17 protein-coding genes are annotated in these 20,580 nt (G+C 65.4%); 7 read left to right on the forward strand and 10 right to left on the reverse strand.

Going from position 1 to position 20,580, the window contains the following annotated elements; genetic code table 11:
* Positions 1–55 precede the first annotated feature (55 nt).
* Together AC066Y_RS26615 and AC066Y_RS26620 are read left to right on the forward strand one after the other, a co-directional pair.
* Positions 56–1,186 carry a serine hydrolase gene (locus AC066Y_RS26615; protein WP_478276447.1) on the forward strand — a complete coding sequence of 377 codons (1,131 nt, stop codon included), beginning with the start codon at positions 56–58 and terminating at the stop codon, positions 1,184–1,186.
* Between the two features lie 152 nt (positions 1,187–1,338).
* Positions 1,339–1,671, forward strand: a complete 333-nt coding sequence (locus AC066Y_RS26620) for a hypothetical protein (RefSeq protein WP_478276448.1) — start codon at positions 1,339–1,341, stop codon at positions 1,669–1,671.
* Positions 1,672–1,678: 7 nt separating this feature from the next.
* Here AC066Y_RS26620 and glgA read toward each other — a convergent pair whose 3' ends face one another.
* Together glgA and glgC are read right to left on the reverse strand one after the other, a co-directional pair.
* Complete coding sequence (gene glgA, locus AC066Y_RS26625) at positions 1,679–3,133, reverse strand: glycogen synthase GlgA (RefSeq protein WP_478276449.1); 1,455 nt, start codon at positions 3,131–3,133, stop codon at positions 1,679–1,681.
* Positions 3,130–4,392 carry a glucose-1-phosphate adenylyltransferase gene (gene glgC / locus AC066Y_RS26630; RefSeq protein WP_478276450.1) on the reverse strand — a complete coding sequence of 421 codons (1,263 nt, stop codon included), beginning with the start codon at positions 4,390–4,392 and terminating at the stop codon, positions 3,130–3,132. Before glgC ends, glgA begins: the two co-directional genes overlap by 4 nt.
* A 247-nt stretch (positions 4,393–4,639) precedes the next feature.
* Between glgC and AC066Y_RS26635 the strand changes: the two genes are divergently transcribed.
* Positions 4,640–5,872: a rhodanese-like domain-containing protein gene (locus tag AC066Y_RS26635; protein WP_478276451.1), complete on the forward strand. Its 1,233-nt coding sequence runs from the start codon at positions 4,640–4,642 to the stop codon at positions 5,870–5,872.
* A 471-nt stretch (positions 5,873–6,343) separates the two neighbouring features.
* Here AC066Y_RS26635 and AC066Y_RS26640 read toward each other — a convergent pair whose 3' ends face one another.
* The 3 genes from AC066Y_RS26640 to AC066Y_RS26650 all read right to left on the reverse strand — a co-directional run bounded on the left by AC066Y_RS26640 (position 6,344) and on the right by AC066Y_RS26650 (position 10,509).
* On the reverse strand, positions 6,344–7,273 hold the full coding sequence (locus AC066Y_RS26640) for an NHL repeat-containing protein (RefSeq protein WP_478276452.1): 930 nt from the start codon (positions 7,271–7,273) through the stop codon (positions 6,344–6,346).
* Positions 7,274–7,767: 494 nt separating this feature from the next.
* Entirely contained in the window at positions 7,768–9,066 is a 1,299-nt protein-coding gene (locus AC066Y_RS26645; RefSeq protein WP_478276453.1) for a serine hydrolase domain-containing protein, read from the reverse strand.
* 105 nt (positions 9,067–9,171) lie between these two features.
* A complete protein-coding gene (locus tag AC066Y_RS26650; protein ID WP_478276454.1) occupies positions 9,172–10,509 on the reverse strand; it encodes an aminotransferase-like domain-containing protein in 1,338 nt (445 codons plus the stop codon).
* Positions 10,510–10,623: 114 nt separating this feature from the next.
* Between AC066Y_RS26650 and AC066Y_RS26655 the strand changes: the two genes are divergently transcribed.
* Complete coding sequence (locus AC066Y_RS26655) at positions 10,624–11,064, forward strand: DUF983 domain-containing protein (RefSeq protein WP_478276455.1); 441 nt, start codon at positions 10,624–10,626, stop codon at positions 11,062–11,064.
* Positions 11,065–11,126: 62 nt separating this feature from the next.
* On the opposite strand, the gene AC066Y_RS26660 is transcribed toward AC066Y_RS26655, so the two are convergent.
* On the reverse strand, positions 11,127–12,326 hold the full coding sequence (locus AC066Y_RS26660) for a multidrug effflux MFS transporter (protein WP_478276534.1): 1,200 nt from the start codon (positions 12,324–12,326) through the stop codon (positions 11,127–11,129).
* Positions 12,327–12,641: 315 nt separating this feature from the next.
* Between AC066Y_RS26660 and AC066Y_RS26665 the strand changes: the two genes are divergently transcribed.
* Entirely contained in the window at positions 12,642–13,976 is a 1,335-nt protein-coding gene (locus AC066Y_RS26665) for an MFS transporter (protein WP_478276456.1), read from the forward strand.
* Between the two features lie 92 nt (positions 13,977–14,068).
* Here the strand turns inward: AC066Y_RS26665 and AC066Y_RS26670 are convergent, their stop codons facing one another.
* The 4 genes from AC066Y_RS26670 to AC066Y_RS26685 form a co-directional block, all read right to left on the reverse strand.
* Complete coding sequence (locus AC066Y_RS26670; protein WP_478276457.1) at positions 14,069–14,701, reverse strand: aspartate/glutamate racemase family protein; 633 nt, start codon at positions 14,699–14,701, stop codon at positions 14,069–14,071.
* A gap of 92 nt (positions 14,702–14,793) precedes the next feature.
* Entirely contained in the window at positions 14,794–15,804 is a 1,011-nt protein-coding gene (locus AC066Y_RS26675; protein ID WP_478276458.1) for an amino acid ABC transporter substrate-binding protein, read from the reverse strand.
* 13 nt (positions 15,805–15,817) lie between these two features.
* The gene (locus tag AC066Y_RS26680) at positions 15,818–17,167 is read right to left on the reverse strand and encodes an aspartate aminotransferase family protein (RefSeq protein WP_478276535.1); all 1,350 of its coding nucleotides are present in this window, start codon (positions 17,165–17,167) and stop codon (positions 15,818–15,820) included.
* Positions 17,168–17,184: 17 nt separating this feature from the next.
* Complete coding sequence (locus AC066Y_RS26685) at positions 17,185–18,060, reverse strand: MurR/RpiR family transcriptional regulator (RefSeq protein ID WP_478276459.1); 876 nt, start codon at positions 18,058–18,060, stop codon at positions 17,185–17,187.
* A gap of 195 nt (positions 18,061–18,255) precedes the next feature.
* Here AC066Y_RS26685 and AC066Y_RS26690 point away from each other — a divergent pair, with 195 nt between their 5' ends.
* Complete coding sequence (locus AC066Y_RS26690; RefSeq protein ID WP_478276536.1) at positions 18,256–19,368, forward strand: amino acid ABC transporter permease; 1,113 nt, start codon at positions 18,256–18,258, stop codon at positions 19,366–19,368.
* Between the two features lies 1 nt (position 19,369).
* Positions 19,370–20,491, forward strand: a complete 1,122-nt coding sequence (locus tag AC066Y_RS26695) for an amino acid ABC transporter permease (RefSeq protein ID WP_478276460.1) — start codon at positions 19,370–19,372, stop codon at positions 20,489–20,491.
* Positions 20,492–20,580: the final 89 nt, after the last annotated feature.

The following is a 20,580-nucleotide window of genomic DNA, read 5'->3' on the forward strand; positions in this document are numbered from 1 at the left end:
GCTGAACAGGTCCGCCTGCGGGTCACATCGCAACATCGTCCCGAATTCGTTCTACATGAGACAATGGCTCTTCGTCCGGATCGCGGCCGTCCTGCTTGCCGCTGCTGCCAGCGTGCTGACGGGGGCGCGGGCTGATTCCGACATGGATGCGCAGATCAGGGACATCGTCACGACCGAACTGGCGCCGACCGCGACCGCGGCCGATCCGGGCGGCTTGGCCGCGGCGGTCTATGCCGGCGGCCGGGTCGCCTTCTTCAACTACGGCTTCGCCGACACTGCGGCAAAGCGGCCGGTCACCTCGGACACGCTGTTCAATCTCGCCTCGCTGCGCAAGCTGTTCGAGGCGACACTGGTCGCGCTCGGCACCGCGCGCGGCGAATTGCGGCTGGACGATCCCGTCGGCAAGTATCTGCCCGAGTTGCACGGCGACTATGTCAGCCGCGTCACGGTCGGCGAGCTTGTCAACCATACATCCGGGCTGCTGCTGCCGACCGATCATCCGCCATGGCCGAACGAGGCCTTCAGCCGCGATCAGTTCATCGCGATGCTCAATGCCTGGACGCCCCAGAAAGGAGAGCAACCGGGCAAGCAGCGCATCTACAGCCATGCCGGCTATGTCCTGCTGCAGTTGGTGCTGGAGCAGCGCTATCGCATGCCCGTCGCGACGTTGATCGAGAGCCGCATCCTCAAGCCGCTCGGCATGACCTCGACCTCCGTTCCGGATCGTGGCGAGGACAATCGCGCGGCGATGGCGCCGGAGATCATGCAGCGCGTGGTCCAGGGCTACTCCCACGACGGCACGGCGATCGGTCCACCCGGCGATCAGCAGAGCTACTACGATTTTCCCGGCACCGGCCAGATGTTCTCGTCGGCGCGTGATCTCGGCATGCTGCTGCGCGCCTGTCTCGACGGCGCGGTGATCGATCCCGAATTGCGCGCCGCATTGCAGATGACCATGCGCGAGAGTTTTCGTATCGATGCGACGTTCGGGCAGGCGATGGCGTGGGAGCACGTGCGGCTGGACGGCGTCACCGTCATCGACAAGCCCGGCGGCCTCAACAATGCCTCGGCCTATATCGGCCTGGTGCCGGCGCGCCGCTTCGGCATCGTGCTGCTCGCCAATCGCGGCGACTATCCGCACGAGATCGCGCGCTACAGGATACTGCCCGCACTCGCGCGACTTTGATCAAAACCAAGATACTTTAGCTATGCCGCGTGCCAATCCGATGACACGGCCTGCGCGGCCGGGCAGGAGATGCCATGCAAAATTCGTCATGGCGCGGAACCGCGGTCGGCTATATAAACCGGTAGCTTCTTCTCCTGCTTGAAGAGGCTGATATGACTGACTTACAAAATTCTGATTTGCACGCTCCTGATTTACATACTTGGCTTTCGCAACAGCCGCACGGCTTGCGAACCTTCAGGACCTTCCAGCAAAAACTCGAGACCCTAGGCAAGGACGACCCGGAGCAACGCGGCGTTTGCCGGCTGCTGAGCGGCCTCGTCGGCAATTACGTCGAAATCTTCGACGAGGAGCCGCTGCCGGTCGCGGTCGCCGACCGCGCCTATGGGCGCCTGCTCGATCTCGTCGCAAGCCTCGATCTCAAGGGCAATCCCGATCGCCGCCTCGCCGACATCAACCGCATCGCGTCCTGCGATCTGCTGAATTGATCGCGCGTCATCCTCGCGCGGCGGCGAGCTCGCGGTAGAGCGCGGTGTAGCGGCCGGCGCGATTGTGCCAGGAGACATCGGTGGCCATGCCGGCCTGCTGCAGCCGGCGCCAGGTCACCTTGTCGTTGAACAGCAGGTTCGCCGTGCGCAAGCCATGGGCGAGCGCTTCCGAGGTCACGGGTGCGAATTTGACGCCGGTTGCAGCACTGCCGGTGACCGCGGCTTCGTCGAAGCCCTGCACGGTGTCGGCAAGGCCGCCGACATTGGCAACGATCGGGACCGCGCCGTAGCGCAGCGCGCAGAGCTGGGTGAGGCCGCACGGCTCGAACCGCGATGGCACCGCGAGCGCATCGGAGCCTGCCTGGATCAGATGCGCCAGCGCCTCGTCGTAGCCGATCACGACCGCGATCCGCCCGGGATTGTCGCGCGCCAGCGTGGCGTAGCGATCCTGCAGATCGCGATCGCCGCTGCCGAGCAGCGCGAGCTGAATGCCTTCGCCGAGCAAGGTCGGAATGTTCTCGAGCAGCAGGTCAAGGCCCTTCTGCCATGACAGCCGGCTGATGACGCCGAGCAGCATCGCATCCGGCGCCGGATCGAGCCCGAAGCGCCGCTGCAGCGCCGCCTTGTTGGCCGCGCGCTCCGCCATTTGCCAGGCGCTGAAGCGCGCGGCGATGTCGGGATCGGTGGCCGGATTCCACACATCGATGTCGATGCCGTTGAGGATGCCGCTCAGCACGTCGGCGCGTTCGCGCAGCAGGCCGCCGAGCCCCATGCCGCCTTCGTCGCTCTGGATCTCCTGCGCATAGGTCGGCGACACCGTGGTGATGCGGTCGGCGAATTGCAGGCCGGCTTTCAAGAGGCTGATGGTGCCGTAATATTCGACGCCGTGAAGCGAATAGGCCTCGCTTGGCAGGCCGAACGCCGCCAGCATGTCCGGCGAGAATTGCCCCTGATAGGCGAGGTTGTGCACGGTCATCACCGTGCCCGGCCGCGGCTGCCCGCCATAATGCAGATAGGCCGGCGCGAGCCCGGCCTGCCAGTCATGCGCATGCACGATGTCGGGGACGAAGCCCTCGATCGCACCCCGGCCGATTTCGGCCGCCATCTGCGACAGCGCCGCAAAGCGGATGCCGTTGTCGGGCCAGTCGCGTCCGTCGGGACCGACATAGGGATTGCCGGGGCGCGCATAGAGATGCGGCGCGTCGAGCGCAACAAGATCGAGGCCGTTATGGGTGCCGCCCAGCAAGCGGATCGGCCCGCCGTAAAATTCTCCCCAATTCAGCAGCGTTTCCGCCGAGGCCAGCGCCTTGAGCACATCGGGATAGCCGGGCACCAGCGTCCGCGTCGTGACGCCGTGCTGCTTCAGCGCCGCCGGCAGCGCGCCGACCACGTCGGCGAGGCCGCCGGTCTTGACGATCGGGTAGACTTCCGAGGCGACCGCGAGGACGCGGATGGGCGTCATGTCGGGAGCCTGTCGATCATCGGTTGCGTGATCAGCGTGATCCCGTTCTCGGTGGTGCGGAAGCGCTTGCCGTCGAACTCGGGATCCTCGCCGACCACGAGCCCTTCCGGGATCCGCACGCCACGATCGATCACGACGTTTCGGAGCCGCGCGCCGCGGCCGACATTCACATAGGGCATGATCACCGCGTTCTCGACGTTGGCGTAGGAATTGACGTGAACGCCGGTGAACAGCAGCGACCGGCGCAGCGCCGCGCCCGAGATGATGCAGGCGCCCGAGACCAGCGAGGTCACCGCCTGGCCGCGCCGTCCGTCCTCGTCGTGGACGAATTTGGCGGGCGGGGTGATCTCGGCATAGGTCCAGATCGGCCATGCGCGGTCGTAGAGATCGAGCTCCGGCACGACGTCGGTGAGATCGATATTGGCGGCCCAATAGGCGTCGACGGTGCCGACATCGCGCCAGTAGGAGCGGGGATCGTCGCCGGAGCGGACGCAGGAATCGTTGAACTGATGCGCCACCGCGCGGCCGTGCTTGACGATATGGGGGATGATGTCCTTGCCGAAATCATGGTTGGAATTCGGGTCGGCGGCATCGCGGCGCAATTCGTCGAACAGGAATTGCGAGTCGAACACGTAGATGCCCATGCTGGCGAGCGACTTGTCGGGCTTGCCGGGCATCGGCGGCGGATCGGCCGGCTTCTCCAGGAACGACTGGATCAGGCCGTTGTCGTCGACATGCATGATGCCGAAGCCGCTGGATTCGGTGCGCGGCATTTCGAGGCAGCCGACCGTGACGTCGGCGCCGCTCTCGACATGCTGCTTCAGCATCACCTCGTAGTCCATCTTGTAGATATGGTCGCCGGCGAGCACCAGAATGTACTTGGTGCCGTGCGCCTCGAGGATATCGATGTTCTGATACACGGCGTCCGCCGTGCCGAGATACCAGTTGGTCTCCGAGACGCGCTGGCTTGCGGGCAGGATGTCAAAACTCTCGTTTCGTTCCGGGCGGAAGAAGTTCCAGCCGCCTTGCAGATGCCTGATCAGGCTGTGCGCCTTGTACTGGGTCGCCACCGCGATGCGGCGGATGCCCGAGTTCACGGCGTTGGAGAGCGCGAAATCGATGATGCGGGACTTGCCGCCGAAATACACCGCCGGCTTGGCGCGCCTGTCGGTGAGCTCCTGAAGTCTGCTGCCGCGTCCGCCGGCCAGCACATAGGCGAGGGCGTGACGCGACAATGGTTCATTTCCGACTGATCTCATGGTCATCCTCCCAGAACTCCAGGCGTGGCCTCGCTACCTTCTCTTGTCCGGAAGGCCTGATCGGCGCCAACGGGGCCGATTGGAACGTTAGCAAGCGCGCCCCGGTTGGGCAAAGCGGGATGGCGGATTTTCGTTCCCTGAATTCCGGCCTCCGAAGATCGGGGTTGCGGGCTGGTTAAGGCTATTGACGGCGCGCGATTTCGGCCTAGAGCAGGCCTGCGCATTTCCTGCCCGAGGCCGGCATCTCATGACAGTTTCTTCCGTCACACCCCAGACCATCCGCACAACGCTGCTGCTGCGCCAGGAGATCGCGCTGCTCGATGTCAGGCATGAGGCCGAATTCGCCACCGGCCATCCGCTGTTTGCCGCCAACATGGCAGCCGGCCGGATCGCGCTGGAAGCCGAGCTGCGATTGCCGCGCAAGGACGTGCCGATCGTTCTCTATGACAATGGCGAGGGACTGGTCGCTGCCGCGGCCGGCGAGTTGCAGGCGCTGGGCTACAGCAACGTCGCGGCGCTTGCGGGCGGCTTGCAGGGCTGGACGGCGGCCGGCTACGAGGTGTTCGAGGACGTCAATTCCTATGCCAAGGCCTTTGGCGAGCTGGTCGAGGCGCGCAGGCACACGCCCTCGCTGAGCGCCGACGAGGTCGCCGCGCTGATAGCCGACAAGGCAAACATCGCGATCCTCGATGTCCGTCGTTTCGACGAATACGCCACCATGAACATCCCGGGCTCGGTCAGCGTGCCCGGCGCGGAGCTGGTGCTGCGCGCAGGGAGCGCGGCGCCCGATCCTGATACCACCATCATCGTCAACTGCGCCGGCCGCACCCGCTCGATCATCGGCACGCAGTCGCTGATCAATGCCGGACTGCCGAACAAGGTGCGGGCGCTGCGCAACGGCACGATCGGCTGGACGCTGGCGAAACACGATCTCGAACACGGCGCCGGCAAGCGCGGCGGCGTCGGGCCGTTCGAAGGAGCCGCCGACAATGCGCGCGACGTCGCCTATCGCGCCGGCGTCCGCCGCATCGGCGCGGCTGAACTCGCCGCGCTCGAAAAGGACGCACACCGCACGCTGTATCGCTTCGACGTCCGCGACGCCGAGGAATACGCCGCCGGTCATCTGGCCGGCTTCCGCCACTATGCGGGCGGCCAGCTGGTGCAGGAAATCGATATGGCCGCGCCGGTGCGCGGCGCCCGCATCGTGCTGACCGACGACAAGAGCATCCGCGCCGACATGACGGCGTCCTGGCTCGCACAGATGGGCTGGGAGGTTTACGTGCTCGACGGCGGCTATGACGGTCCGCTGGAATTGGGGCCGCCGCGCGTCGTGCCGCGGCCCGATCCCGCGCATCGTTACCGCCGTCCCTATGAAGGCACCGGCGTCGCGGAAAAGGCGATGCAGGCCTATCTCGATTGGGAGTACGGCCTGGTCGACCAGCTGCGCCGCGACGGCACGCACGGGTTTTATGTGATCTAGCGGATGACATGGTGGGGGATGCCGCCAAAATATCGAAAACAACCCCATGCAAAGTAGCCGGTGGCTGCCGGCGGACACGGCAACTTGACTCGTCGGGCAACTCAGCGGTATTGTTCTATTATTCAGAAATCGTGCAAGCCATCGTCGTCCCTGCGAAAAGCAGGGACCCATACGCCGCAGCGGACGTTGTTGAAGGGACTCGTCGTTCCAGCATCGCCCAACAATTGGCATTTGTGGTTATGGGTCCCTGCTTTCGCAGGGACGACGATGAGGATGGTGTTCGATTCACACCACGCAGTGTCATCACCCGCGCAGGCGCAGGCGGGTGATCCGGCATTCCAGAGACCGCAGTGCTTGAGCCGAGGGGCCGCGGCGTACAGGGTCGCCCGGTCCCGTCCACGCCAAGGCTTCGACGCGGCGACGTATCCTCGGCGCGCCGAAGTCTGCTGCGAAACGTAACTCGACCCGCCGCTACTTCGGCAGCACCACCGGCGTCAGCTTGAACGGGCCGGGGTCCTTGCCCTTGTTGTCGCCGATCACGTAGGACAGCTTGCCTTCGGCCACCCAACCGACATCGCCGATCTGCGTCACCGAGACCGGCTCGGCCAGGCCATCCTTGATGGTGTCGATGGTTGCCTCGCTGCCCTTCACCGTGACCTTGTCGAGCTTGCCGTTGCCCTCGATCAGCAGAAAGCCGCCGCCATGGGCGCGCAGCGCGTCGGCATGGTCGAGCGGCCGCGACGGCTTCAGCTCGGTCACGGCGCCGGCCTTGCCGTCCTTCATCTCGATCCTGAACAGCTTTGCTGGAATGAAGGTCGTGACATAGAGGTTGCCGTCGGTGCCGATCGCGATGCCGTCGAGCCCGACGCCGTCCTTGGCCGGCACGAGCTGCGGATCGGTGGCGAAGGTCGCCAGCGCCGTGCCGCCGGGCTTCAGGCTGTAGACGAACGGCGCGAAGGAATCGCTGACATAGGCGGTGCCGTCGGCGCCGACCACGATATCGTTGCAAAACGACTTCGGATCGCTTAGGGCGAAGCTGCCCTTCGGCGCGCCGCTCTTGAGATCGAAGGTCTTCAGCCAGGCGCCCTTGACGTCACTCGGACCCGCAACGCCCATCGCGCTGATGTCGTTGGAGCAGACATAGAGCGTCCCGCTCTTCTCGTCGGCGAGCACGCCCAAGGTCGAGCGGCTGTCGGCGGCACCGGGCTTGACCAGTTGCTCGGCCTTGCCGCCCGAGATCTTGGTCACGCCGCCATGGTTGAAGCTGCCGACGTAAAGCGTCCCGTCGGAGGTCGAGGTCACGCTTTCCGGAAAGCTCCTGTCGGGGACGCCGACCGGAGCCGTTTCGGCGTGCGCCGCGCCGGCTATGCCAAGCGCAAGGATGATGGAAGCAGCGCTCACGAGAGTCTTGGTTTGACGCGTTTTCTTCACGCGAACCGGTATCCACTTCGCTCGAAAACGCTGCAGAGATGCGCGGCGGATCTTGAGCAGTTCTCCCGTTGCGCGCGGATGTCCCGCGTCGCCGTTGTTTTTTATCATGATCGCGTTTCCTCAATGAACCTGGTTGGACCAGGCAGTAATTGTGAGGCGATCGTCTCCGGTCGATGGTTGTTGTCTGCAGGATTCCCGACCGGATTGTTCACCCGCCTGCCTTGTCGCCTCGATATATACGATAATATATAGCGCAAGGAAAGCTGCGGAGAGGGAAGCAGCGGAGAAGGAAGCTGCGACGGCGGGAGAGCGCGTCATGGAGCGGGAACTGGCGTCGCGCCACCAATGCATGCGCTGCGGCTCCGTCATTGCGAGGAGCGGAAGCGACGAAGCAATCTATCTATTCCCACGCGGAGAGATGGATTGCTTCGCTGCGCTCGCAATGGCGCAGCCGGCGACGGAACTCAGTCCGGACTGAACGCGTCGTACACCAGCTTCCGGAACGCCGGCGTGATGCGCTGGCGTTCGTTCTGGGTCTGCTCGAGCATGATGTAGATCATGTCGAGCTTCGGATCGACGCCGAAATAGGTGCCGCTTCCGCTGTCCCATTTCAATTCGCCGATCGAGCCGGGCGGCGGTGGCTTGGCAATGCCGGGATCGGTGCGCACGGCGATGCCGTAGCCATAACCGAAGCCGTCGCCGGGAAAGTACCAGTAGTCGCGGCCGACGCCGGAGCCCGGCCCGATATGGTCCGTCGTCATGGTCTTGAAGGCTAACGGGCTCAGATAGCGCTTGCCGTCGAGCTCGCCGCCATTGAGCAGCATCTGCGCGAAGCGCGCATAGTCGAGGATGGTCGACACCAGGCCGCCGCCGCCGGATTCCCACTCTGGATGCGCGCGCCGGTCGTTCTCCCCCGCGATCAGGATCGTGTCCGAGGGCAGCGGCTCTGCCAGCCGCGTCCGTTCGGTTTCCGCATCGAGCACGTATCTTGTGTCGTTCATCTTCAAGGGATCGAAGATCCGCTCCTTTTCGAACTGATAGAGCGACTTGCCCGAGACGATCTCGATCACGCGGCCGAGCACGTCGGTGGAATGACCGTAGCGCCACATCGTGCCCGGCTGCCGCGACAGCGGCAGCCTGGCGAGCCTTGCTGTGAACTCCTTGTTGTCGAACTTGCCGTCGAACAGATGGCCTGCGCGGTAGAGCTTCTGGATCCAGTCGGCGCCGATATATTCGTAGGTGATGCCCGAGGTATGCCGCATCAGATCCTCGATGGTGACCGGGCGGATCGGCGGCACCAACTCGAGCTTGCCGAGATCGTTGCCGCCATCCGGTTCGATGCCGACCTTCACGTCGGCGAAGGCCGGAATGTATTTCGACAGCGGGTCCTGCGGCGACAGCCTGCCTTCGTCGACCAGCATCATCGCGGCGGTGTTGGTGATCGGCTTGGTCATCGAATGCAGCGCGAACATCGTGTCGGTGCGCATCGGCGACCTGGTCGTGACGTCGCGATAGCCGAAGGTCTTCAGATAGACCGGCTTGCCGTGCTGCTGGATCAGGATGGCGGCGCCCGGAATTTTTCCTGTCGCAACCTCGTTGTCGAAGAACGCGGTGATGCGTTCGAGCTTGTCCGGCGACGGGGCAGGGGCGTCGGTGGCGCGCGCCGCACTTGATGTGACAAATGCAAGACACACGATCGCGGTCACTGCCTCACGAAGCGTCCGCACGGCAGTGTGGAATGCTCGATCGTATCCGCCTGACATTGAAAGCCGCCCCTGCCTGATGCCCTGGACGCCGCAGTTTTAGCGCAGGCGCCCCCGCACCATAATCATTTTCGGGCGAGTTTATTCCCCAACGATGGTGGAAATTTATACGATTTGCGTGGCGCCGACCGGCGTGCGCACGGCGTTCGACAGCACCTGCAGCGCCTGGCTCAGTTCGGCGCGATTGCGCGCGGCGCCGAGCGAGACACGCAAGCCGCGCGGCGCGGCATCGCCGGCCGCAAAGGCGTCTTCGCCGACCACGGCAAGGCCGTTGCGCATCAGATGCGACAGCAGGTCGGTGCCGTCGAAATGTTTTGGCAGCGGCATCCACAGATGGTGGCTCGCTGGCCGCGCCGCATAGCTGACGCCTTTGAGGAAGCGGGCCGCGAGCTGCTGGCGCGCGGCCGCCTCGTTGCGGATGGCGCGGATGATGTCGGCGGCGACGCCGGAGCGCAGCCATTGCGTCACCAGCGCGACCATCAGCGATGGCGGCATCTGCATGGTGGCCTGCATGCCGGCGCGCATCCGCTGCTCGGCGCTCGCATCGGGCGCCAGCAGATAGGCGACGCGCAAGGCCGGCGCGATGCATTTGGCGATGCTCGCGGCAAGGTAGGTGTGTTCGGGAATCAGGGTTGCGATCGGTGCGACCTGCGGTTCGAGCGGGCCGTAGACGTCGTCCTCGATCAGGACGCAGCCGCGCTTCCGGATGATGTCGGCGATCGTCTTGCGTCTGATAGCGCTCATCGTCGCCGTGGTCGGATTCTGCTGCGTCGGCACCAGATAGACGGCCTTCGGCTTGTGCTTGCGGCAGGCGTCGTCGAGCGCGTCGGGCCTGGCCCCCTCGGCGTCCATCGCAACGCCGACGAGGCGGACATCGAGCCGCGCGGCAGCGGCCTTGATTCCGGGAAACGTCAACGCCTCCGTCACCACGACATCGCCGGGCGACGTCAGTGCCAGCAAGGCGTTGAAGATGATCGCCTGCGATCCCGGATAGATCACGATGCGGTCGGCCGATGCCTGCGGCACACGCGGCGCGAGCCACGCGGCGCCGGCGTCGCGCTCGTCAGCGGTGCCGCCAGGGCGCGCATAGCCGAGATAGGCGGAGAACCCGGCTTCGGAGCGGATGGTCGCCAACCCTTGCGCGATGCGCAGGTCGAGATTGGCCTCGACCGGCTGCGGCGGCAGGTTCATCGACAGGTCGATGTTGACGGGGGCGGGCAGATCGGACGCCGCGCGCGCCGTGGTCTCCGAGACGAAAGTGCCCTGGCCGACCCGGGCGTCGAGCAGCCCGCGCCGCCGCGCCTCGCCATAGGCGCGCGTCACGGTGGTGAGATCGATGTGGAGCGCCGCCGCCAGCGCGCGATGGGTCGGCAGCCGCTGGCCGCGCACCAGCCGGCCGCTCGCGATATCGGCGGCGAGCGCATCGACGATGCGCAGGAACATAGGGCCGTGCCATTCCGAAACTGTAGGGACCCAATCCATGCAATCCAGCGCTTTGTCTTTGATTGTATGCTCGAGAATGCATATTGTATGGATCATCAGATCAGGTCAAGGACGATGGTCATGACGGAGACAGTTTCCCTTCCCAAGGCAATGTGGCGCGGTTTCACGATGAAGTGCCCGAACTGCGGGCGCGGCCATCTGTTCGGCCGCTTCCTCAAGGTGGCGGATCATTGCGAGGTCTGCGGCGAGGACTTCACCCCGCAGCGCGCGGACGATTTCCCGGCCTATCTCGTGATCGTCGTGGTCGGCCACGTCGTGGTGCCGGCGCTGCTCTGGATGGAAATGACCTACGCGCCGCCGGCCTGGCTGCAACTGGCGATCTGGCTGCCGTTCACGCTGTTCAGTGCGCTCGGGCTGTTGCAGCCGACGAAAGGCGCGATCGTCGGCTTGCAATGGCAGCTCGGGATGGAGGGATTCGCGACGACGCGGCGTGCGGTGGCGCCGGTGCGGGCGCGCAGCAATGTCGGCACTGTAGGGCGGATCAGCGGAGCGTAATCCGCCGCGCTACTCGCGAGAAAGACGGTGGGTTACGCCTTCGGCTAACCCACCCTACGAAATCAAATCGGATGATGATGCGGCCGGAACATCCGGCCCTTTTCCGTCACCAGCACCACGGCGAGCGCGGCCAGCGTGCAGAGGAAGAAGCCGGTCGCGAACGGCAGCAGCGTGCCGTCGTAATCCTGGCCGATCGTGGTGCCGACACCGATCCCGAGCAAAGTGGTGATGGTCCCGTAGAGCGACGACGCAGTGCCGGCGATCTTGCCCTGCGGCTCCATCGCAAGCGCGGTGAAGTTCGCCATCATCAGCCCGAACGCGAACATCATCAGACCGGCGAGGACCATGAACAGCGGCAGCGACAGCGTGTCGGTCTTCACCGCGAGGAACAGCGCGCCGGCGACGACTGCAAAACCGGTCAGCGCGGCGTGCGAGATCACCCGCATGCCGATGCGGCCGACGATGCGCGAATTGAGGAAGCCGGCGATCGCGACGCCGACCGCGCAGGCGGCGAAGGCAACCGGGAAGTAATGTCCGAGCTTGAAGATCTCGGTGAAGATCTGCTGCGAGGAGAACACGAACGCAAACAGCGAGCCCTGCACGCCGCCGGCGGCGAGCGCGTAGCCGAGCGTCTGGCGGTTGGTGACGGTCTGGCGGAACGCGGACAGCACGTCCGGGATCGCCAGCGACTTGCGGTTCTCCGGCGCCAGCGTCTCCGGCATCCGGAGCGCGCTCCAGGCCAGCGCGATCACGCCGTAGATCATCAGGATGACGAAGATGCCATGCCAATTTGTCAGCAGCATCACCGCCTGGCCGAATGACGGCGCGATCACGGGCACTGCGATGAACACCATCATCGCCAGCGACATCACGCTCGCCATCCGCCGTCCGGCGTAGCAGTCGCGCACGATCGAGGTCGCGATCACGCGGGTTGCCGCGGTGCCGAGCCCTTGCAGTGCGCGCGCCAAGAGCAGCGTCTCGAACGAGGGCGCCATGATCGCAAGCAGGCCGGCGATGGTGTAGACGGTCATGCCGCCGAGCAGCACCGGGCGGCGGCCGAAGCGGTCCGACAGCGGGCCCATCACGAACTGGCCGACGCCGAAGCCGACCAGGAAGATCGACAGCACCATCTGCGGACGGTTGGCGTCGGCGATCTGGAACGCGGAACGGATGTTCGGCAGCGCCGGCAGCATCATGTCCATCGCCAGCGGGTTGAGCGCCATGATGGATGCGATGACGACGACGAATTCCGGAAAGCCCATCGGGCGGTGGCCTGAGGACACCCAGGCATCGGCATTGATGTCAGACACTTAGAACCTCTTGGAGACGCCCAGCATAGCGGCCTTGCTGCATTGCACAATCGGCGTTTTGGGATAGGAGACCGTCGGCGGCGGGTGAGGTAGCCGGGTCATGGAACCGGCCCCGAGGGCATTGGATGGCGCAATATCGTTGCTTCTGCAACTATTTTGCTCGTCCCCCGCCGGAAGCTCTGCTATCCCGGTACCAGCATCCGTGCGGGCAGGCGCATCGCGGCCGGTCAAGCCCGCACGGCCAAAAACGGGTTTTGGGGAGGCCACATGACCATCGAAATGTCCGCGCGCTCGCGCGGCGCTACGCTGTCGGATGAGGAACGCAAGGTCCTCACCGCAACGCTCGTCGGCACCACGATCGAGTGGTACGACTTCTTCGTCTACGCCCAGGCCGCGGGCCTGGTGTTCGGCGCGCTGTTCTTCGCGCCGATGAACGCAAACAATCCGCTGCTGGCACAGATCGTCTCGTTCGCGACGCTCGGCCTCTCATTCCTGTTCCGCCCGCTCGGGGCCATCGTCTGCGGCCATCTCGGCGACCGCTTCGGGCGCAAGAATATGCTCGTCGTCACGCTGCTGCTGATGGGCGCTGCGACCGCACTGGTTGGTCTGCTGCCGACCTACGCGCAGATCGGCGCCTGGGCGCCGGCACTCCTGATTCTTCTGCGGATCCTGCAGGGCTTTTCGGCCGGCGGCGAGTGGGGCGGGGCGGCGCTGATGGCGGTGGAATCGGCACCGCGCGACAAGCGCAGCTTCTTCGGCTCATTCCCGCAGATCGGCACGCCGCTCGGCATGATCCTGGCAACCGGCGTGTTGTGGGCGCTGACAGCTTCGCTCGGCAAGCAGGCGATGATCGAATGGGGTTGGCGGATTCCGTTCCTGCTCTCGATCCTCCTGATCGTCGTCGGCATCGTGATCCGGCGCACGGTCGAAGAGTCCCCGGTGTTCCTGGCGATGCAGCGGCGGCACAAGGAATCCTCCGCGCCGCTGCGCGAATTGATGCGCAATCACAGCAAGGAGATCCTGCGCACCGCGTTGATCTTCATGGCCAACAATGCGGCCGGCTACATCCTGATCGCGTTCATCATTAGCTACGGCACCAACACGCTGAAGATGCCGTCGGAGCAGTTGCTCTTGATCGGCACGCTGGCGGCAGTGAGCTGGTTCATCTTCACGCTGCTCGGCGGCATTCTCGGCGACAAAATAGGCCGCGTACGCTGCTTCCAGATCGGCTACGGCCTGATGGTACTGTGGGCGGTGCCGATGTGGTTCCTGATCGACAGCAAGAATCTGTTGCTGTTCTTCGTCAGCGCCGTCGGTCTCACCGTCGCGCTCGGCCTGTCCTATGGCCCGCAGGCGGCGCTCTATGCCGAGCTGTTTCCGGCCAAGGTGCGCTATTCCGGCGTTTCGATTGGCTACGCGCTTGGCGCGATCTTGGGCGGCGCTTTCGCGCCGATGATCGCGCAATGGATCATCGGCACCTACGGCCAGTCCTGGCGCGTCGGCGTCTATATCGCGGTGCTGTCGCTGATCTCGCTGATCACGGTGTCGACGATCAGGGATCCGCAGGGCGTCGATCTCAACGTGAATGACGCGGGCGGGTAGGCGCTGTAGGGCGGATTAGCCGAAGGCCTAATCCGCCACCGTTCCTGTGCCGCGGTGGATTACGCTGCGCTAATCCACCCTACGCAACGACGCTAGCCGCCGACCATCGCCTTCAGCTTCTTGACCGCGCTGTCGGGTGTCGTCAGCACCTCGCACCCGGTGACTTCAGCGACGCGCTCGGCCGCCGGCGCCATGCTGTATTGCGCGAGCGCGATCAGATCGCAGTCGCGCAAATCCCTGGCCGCCTCGACCACGATGCGGTCGTGCTCGGCGCGGTCGCCGCGATCGAGCGCCGCCAGCGCGCCCTCGGCGAGTTTTGGCACCAGCGTGACCGACGCTGGAAATTCCGGCGGCATCGACACCAGCGTCGGCGGGAAGGTCGAGAGCAGGCCGATGCGCTTCCCCTTGGCGACCGCCTGCTCGATCATCGCCTCGTTCGGCTTCAGCACCGGCATCGGCGCATGCGCGCGCGCGACCGCCTCGATGCATGGGCCGAACGCCGAGCAGGTGAAGAGAATGCCGTCGGCGCCGGTGCTGACGGCGTAGCGGCCCATCGTGAGGAAACGCTCAGTCATGCGCTCGCTGAGCTTGCCGTCGCGCGCAAGATCGGCCGAAAGGCTGTCGTCGAGCAGGTTCATCAGCCGCGCCTCCGGCCAGTGGCGCGCGAACGAGGCTTCGATCGGGACGATCGAGTGCTTCAAGGCGTGAATCAGGGTTATGCGCATCGATGTTTCTTGTTCTCCCTCTCCCCGCTCTTCGCGGGGAGAGGGTTGGGGTGAGGGACTCTTTCCCCGCAATCGGGGCGAGGCAAGAAGCGTTATTTGAACGGGATCGCGTACATCAACCCGCCCTTGCTCCAGGTGCCGTTGAGGCCGCGCTCGAGCTTCAAGGGGCTCGCCTTGCCGACATTGCGCTCGAAGATCTCGCCGTAATTGCCGCCGGCCTTGATCGCCGCGACCATCCATTTGTTGTCGAGGCCGAGCCGGCTGCCGAGATCGCCGGACGCGCCGAGCAGGCGCTGGATCGCCGGGACCTGCGACTTCGTCATCTCGTCGACATTGGCCTGCGTGACGCCGAGTTCTTCGGCTTCAACCAGGCCGTAATGCAGCCAGGTGATGATGTCGCTCCAGACCTCGTCGCCGTTGCGGGTGAACGGGCCGAGCGGCTCCTTGCTGATGGTCTGCGGCAGCACGACGTAATCTTCCGCCTTTGGCGCGGCGGTCGCGACCGCGCCCGCGAGCGCCGACGCGTCCTGGGTCATGGCATCGCAGCGGCCGCCGAAGAAGGTCTGGTACATGGTGTCGGGGCGGTCGAACACCAGCGGCTTCCAGTCGATGCCGTTGGCGCGGCCGTAATCGCCGAGCGTCACCTCATGCGTGGTGCCCTGCGCGACGCAGACGGTCGCGCCCTTGAGATCCTTCAGCTCCTTCACGCCGAGGTCCTTCTTCACCACAAAACCTTGGCCGTCGTAGAAATTGACCGGGCCCTGGCGCAGGCCGAGCGTGGTGCCGCGCAGATAGGTCTGCGTCGAGTTGCGGTAGAGCACGTCGATCTCGCCGGACTGCAGCGCGGTGAAGCGGTTCTGCGCGGTCAGCGCAACGTAGCGCACCTTGGCGGGATCGCCGAGCACGCCGGCGGCAAGCGCGCGGCAATAGTCGACATCGAGGCCCTTGAAGTTGCCCTGTGAGTCCGGCGCCGAGAAGCCGGCAAAGCCGGTCGACACGCCGCACACCAGCGTGCCGCGCTGCTTGATGGTGTCAAGCGTCGCCGCGCTTGCGCCCGCGATGCCTGCGATGAGAACAGCTGTAGTGATCAATCCCCTGTACATTTTACACCTCCTCCTAATGACCAATGTCCTTGAGCGCGCTGTCTACCGCGGCGCCGAGCCTTTCGACGATCATGTCGATGTCGCCGGAAGTTGCGATATAGGGCGGGGCGAGCAGCACATGGTCGCCGCGCTGGCCGTCGGCGGTGCCGCCCGACGGATAGCAGCCGAGCCCGCCGGCAAACGCTGTGGACTTGATCCGTTGATGCAGCTTCAGCTTGGGATCGAACGGCTGCCGCGTGCCGCGGTCGGCAACCAGCTCGATGCCCCAGAACAGGCCACGGCCTCGGATGTCGCCGACATGGCGGTGATTGCCGAAGCGCTCGGTGAGCCGCTGCTCGAGCTGGCGGCCGCGCGCCTTGACCTGGTCGAGCAGCTTCTCCTCGGCGATCACCTTCTGCACCTCGAGCGCGGCGGCGCAGGCGAGCGGATGTGCCAGATAAGTATGGCCGTGCTGGAACGCGCCGGAGCCGTTGCGCACGGTGTCGACGATGGCACCGCTCGCGAGCATCGCACCGATCGGCTGGTAGCCGCCGCCGAGTCCCTTGGCGACCGCCTGGATGTCGGGCGAAATGCCTTCCTGCTCCCACGCATGCAGCGTTCCGGTGCGGCCCATGCCGCACATCACCTCGTCGAGGATCAGGAGCGCGCCGTGACGGTTGCAGATCTCGCGGACCGCCTTGAAGTAGCCCTCCGGCGCCGGCACGCAGCCGGCGGTGGCGCCGACCACGGGCTCGGCGATGAAGGCAGCAACGTTCTCGGGGCCGAGCCGCCGGAATTCCGCCTCGAGCTCGGCGGCGAGCCGCGCCACGAAGGCGGCCTCCGATTCATCGTCGCGCTTCTCGTGATAGGCGAAAGCGGGGGTGACATGGCTGAACGCCGGCGACAGCAGCGGCGCATAGGGTTCGCGCCGCCAGGCATTGCCGCCGGCCGACAGCGCGCCCAGCGTGTTGCCGTGATAGCTCTGGCGGCGCGCGATGAAGCGGGCGCGCTTCGGCTCGCCGCGCTCGACGAAATATTGCCGCGCCAGCTTGATCGAGGCCTCGATCGCCTCCGACCCGCCGCTGACGAAATAGACGTAGCCGAGGCCGCCGGGCTCGTGGCCGACCAGCCGCTCGGCGAGCTCTTCCGCGGGTTCCGACGAGAAGAAGCCGGTATGCGCATAAGCAAGCTTGGACGCCTGCTTTGCGATCGCAGCAAGAATACGCGGATGCTGATGCCCGAGGCAGGACACCGCGGCGCCGCCGGAGGAGTCGAGAATGCGATGGCCATCCTCCGCGATCAGCCAGACGCCGTCGCCGCCGACCGCTTTCGGCGGGGTCTCGCGCAGGCTGCGATGCATCACGCGGCTCTTGTTGGCGGCCAAGGGGACTGCCATGACGCTCATCCTTTCTCGACAAAGTATTGTGACATCTCGGTTAGCCGGCCCTCGGTCTCCTCCAGCTTCCGCTTCGCACCCGCGCCGCCCAGCGTGAAGGCGACGGCGGCCAGCGACTGCGCCACCGCAATTGCGCCGGTGAGGCTCGGGAAGAAGCCGGGCGAGGAGGCGGCCTCGAACAGCAAGAGATGATCGGCGCCCTCGGCCATCGGCGCGCTGATCGTGTCGGCGATCGCGATCAGCGTGGCGCGCGCTTGGTGCGCCGCACGCGCGGTCTCGACGCTGACCAATGTGTAGGGCGCAAAGCCGATCACGACCACGGCGTCGCCTGAGCGGAAGGCGCCATGGTCGAGATCGAACGGGCCGGAACCGCCGACCAGCTGCACGGCATCGGGGCGGAACAGGCGAAGCTGATAGGTCAGGAGTTCCGCAACGCTGCGGCAGCTGCGAAAGCCGGTGATCCAGATCCGATCAGCGGCGTGCAGCGCACGCGCGGCGTCGGCGATCGCGCTCGCGGAAATCCGCGCCAGCCCCGCGGCTTCAGCCTCGAGCTTGTCGTGCACCAATTTGACATCGGCATTCGGCCCGGCGCGGCGGCCCTTGGCACGGCCGGAGAACGGCGAGCCCTGCGCCGGGCGTCGCGCCTCGGTGAGTGCGGCGCGCAATTCGTCCCAGCCGGAATAGCCGAGCGCCTTGGCAAGACGGGTGAAGGATGCAGGATCGGCGCCGGCGACCGAGGCGAGCTCGCGCATCGAGCGGGTGGTGGCGTCGTAATCATTGGCTGCGACAAAACGCCCGACCTCCTGCAAACGCATCGGCAGCGATGGCAATGCGCTGCACAATTCGTTCAGGGGCGATGGTTTCGGCTGAGCCTGGGCCATGAAACATATGTTGCACGAATATCAATTTGGTGCAACATATGAAGTGCGCAGCCCCGAATACGCTCTTGCGCATGGCAGAAGATCGCTTCTCACTGGGATCCTTGTGCTGTGACGACATCGACGCCGAAACGCTCTCCCGCCCGGGCTCCAAGTCGGTCCTGGCGGCTTTCGCTCAGCGATCCCCGCGTCGCCGGCCTGTTCTGGCAGGTCCTGGTGGTCGCCATCGCGGTCGCCATCGTCGCCTGGCTGTGGTCGAACGCGATCCATAATCTCTCGGTGCGGCGCATCTCGACCGGCTTCGCCTTCCTCGGCCGCGAAGCCGGCATGCCGATCGCGGATTCCTGGATCGACTACTCGCCGAAGAACACCTACCTGCGCGCGTTCATCGTCGGCATCGTCAACACGCTGCGCGTCGCTGTCATCGGCATCGTGCTGGCGACCGTGATCGGCGCGCTGGTCGGCATCGCGCGGCTGTCGTCGAACTGGCTGTTGGCGCGGCTCGCCGCTGTCTATGTCGAGGTGCTGCGCGACTTGCCGCTGCTGCTGCAGCTGTTGTTCTGGTACGTGCTGATGCAGGGCCTGCCGGCGGCGCGCCAGGCGTGGAAGCCGGTCGAGGGCGTGTTCCTCTCCAACCGCGGGCTCATCTTGCCATCGGTTCCGTTGCAGGAAGCCAATTGGTGGACGATCCTTGCGCTGGTCGCAGGCCTCGTCGTGCTCCATCTCGTCAGGCGCCGCCTGATCGCGCGGCAGATGCTCGACGGCAAGGCGCGGCCGGCCTGGCCTTACGCGCTCGGCCTCGTGGTCGCGCTGCCTGCGCTGGTGTCGTGGCTCCTGGGGGCGAGCTGGAGCATCATGCTGCCGGAGCTGCGCGGCTTCAACTTCGTCGGCGGGCTGACCCTGGCGCCGGAATATTTTGCGCTGCTGATCGCGCTCGTCACCTACACCTCGGCGTTCATCGCCGAGATCGTGCGCAGCGGCATCCAGGCGGTGCCGCGCGGCCAGTGGGACGCCGCCAAGGCGCTCGGGCTGAAGCGCAGCTTCGTCTTGCAGCAGATCGTGCTGCCGCAGGCGCTGCGCGTCATCATCCCGCCGATGACCAGCCAGTATCTGAACCTGACGAAAAATTCCTCGCTTGCGGTCGCGGTCGGCTACCAGGACATCGTCTCGATCGCCAACACCACGCTGAACCAGACCGGGCAGGCGATCGAGTCGATCGCGCTGATCATGATGGTGTTCCTCACCATCAGCCTCGGTATCAGCCTGTTCATGAACTGGTACAATGCGCGGATCGCGCTGGTGGAGCGCTGAGATGAGCTCGGTCGCGCACCTTCCGCAGGATCCGTTGCCGATCGGGCCGCGGCCCGCACCACGGGCGCTTGGCGGTCATCTTACCGCGTGGCTGCGCGCCAATTTGTTCGCCTCGATCCCGTCCAGCATCATGACCTTGCTGCTGCTGTTCGTGCTCGGCAAGGCGTGCATCAGTCTCTGGCAATGGGGTATTGCCAACGCGGTCTGGATCGTCTCCGGCAACGACAGCAGCGCCTGCCGCGCGCTGCGCGGCGTCGGCGCCTGCTGGGCCGTCGTCCCCGAGAAGTACCGCTTCATCCTGTTCGGCACCTATCCGTTCGACGAGCAGTGGCGGCCGGCGCTCGCGGTCCTGATCTTCATCGCGTTGTTCGCGGTCTCGAGCCGTCGCAGCTTCTGGCGCAAGGAGCTGTTCCTGCTGTGGGCCGCAGCCTTGATCGCAATCGGATGCCTGATGTGGGGCGGTTTCCTTGGGCTCACCTTTGTCACGCAGGACCGCTGGGGCGGGCTGCCGGTGACCTTGATCCTCGCGACGTTCGGATTGGCGTTCGGCTTCCCGCTCGGAATATTGGTGGCGCTCGGCCGCCGTTCGAGATTACCGGCAATCCGCTCGCTCTGCGTGCTCTATGTCGAGCTGGTCCGCGGCGTGCCGCTGATCAGTCTGCTGTTCATGGCGAGCGTGATGTTTCCGCTGTTCATGCCGGACGGCGTCAATATCGACAAATTGCTGCGCGCGCAGATCGCCTTCATCCTCTATGCCGGCGCCTACCTTGCGGAAGTCGTGCGCGGCGGCTTGCAGGCGGTGCCGCGCGGACAATATGAGGCCGCCGACGCGCTCGGGCTGTCGTACTGGGAAAAGAACGCGCTGATCGTGTTGCCGCAGGCGATCCGCCACGTCATCCCGCCGCTGGTCAACACCTTCATCGCCTTCTTCAAGGACACCAGCCTGGTGCTGATCATCGGCATCTTCGATCTCCTGACGACCGCCAAGACCGCGATCGTCGATCCGGCCTGGCAGTCCTTCAGCGTCGAGGTCTACGTCTTCGTCGGCGTGATCTATTTCATGTTCTGCTTTGCGATGTCGCGCTACAGCCGCGGCCTCGAGGCACAGCGCGGAACCAACTGAGCGATCGTCCTCGCCAATTCCTGAATGTTCGGTTTGCCGTTGTGCCGGGCATGACGGCTTGGGGGCGATCAAGCCCCTTGCCAAGCCGT

The sequence above is a fragment of the Bradyrhizobium sp. USDA3010 genome (assembly GCF_056429065.1).

What these genes read in the sequence shown, in the direction of transcription:
- AC066Y_RS26615 (WP_478276447.1), top strand. Translation starts at nt 56, where the DNA reads ATGAGACAATGGCTCTTCGTCCGGATCGCGGCCGTCCTGCTTGCCGCT.
- AC066Y_RS26620 (WP_478276448.1), top strand. Translation starts at nt 1,339, where the DNA reads ATGACTGACTTACAAAATTCTGATTTGCACGCTCCTGATTTACATACT.
- glgA (WP_478276449.1), bottom strand. Translation starts at nt 3,133, where the DNA reads ATGACGCCCATCCGCGTCCTCGCGGTCGCCTCGGAAGTCTACCCGATC.
- glgC (WP_478276450.1), bottom strand. Translation starts at nt 4,392, where the DNA reads ATGAGATCAGTCGGAAATGAACCATTGTCGCGTCACGCCCTCGCCTAT.
- AC066Y_RS26635 (WP_478276451.1), top strand. Translation starts at nt 4,640, where the DNA reads ATGACAGTTTCTTCCGTCACACCCCAGACCATCCGCACAACGCTGCTG.
- AC066Y_RS26645 (WP_478276453.1), bottom strand. Translation starts at nt 9,066, where the DNA reads ATGTCAGGCGGATACGATCGAGCATTCCACACTGCCGTGCGGACGCTT.
- AC066Y_RS26650 (WP_478276454.1), bottom strand. Translation starts at nt 10,509, where the DNA reads ATGTTCCTGCGCATCGTCGATGCGCTCGCCGCCGATATCGCGAGCGGC.
- AC066Y_RS26655 (WP_478276455.1), top strand. Translation starts at nt 10,624, where the DNA reads ATGGTCATGACGGAGACAGTTTCCCTTCCCAAGGCAATGTGGCGCGGT.
- AC066Y_RS26660 (WP_478276534.1), bottom strand. Translation starts at nt 12,326, where the DNA reads ATGGGCTTTCCGGAATTCGTCGTCGTCATCGCATCCATCATGGCGCTC.
- AC066Y_RS26665 (WP_478276456.1), top strand. Translation starts at nt 12,642, where the DNA reads ATGACCATCGAAATGTCCGCGCGCTCGCGCGGCGCTACGCTGTCGGAT.
- AC066Y_RS26670 (WP_478276457.1), bottom strand. Translation starts at nt 14,701, where the DNA reads ATGCGCATAACCCTGATTCACGCCTTGAAGCACTCGATCGTCCCGATC.
- AC066Y_RS26675 (WP_478276458.1), bottom strand. Translation starts at nt 15,804, where the DNA reads ATGTACAGGGGATTGATCACTACAGCTGTTCTCATCGCAGGCATCGCG.
- AC066Y_RS26685 (WP_478276459.1), bottom strand. Translation starts at nt 18,060, where the DNA reads ATGGCCCAGGCTCAGCCGAAACCATCGCCCCTGAACGAATTGTGCAGC.
- AC066Y_RS26695 (WP_478276460.1), top strand. Translation starts at nt 19,370, where the DNA reads ATGAGCTCGGTCGCGCACCTTCCGCAGGATCCGTTGCCGATCGGGCCG.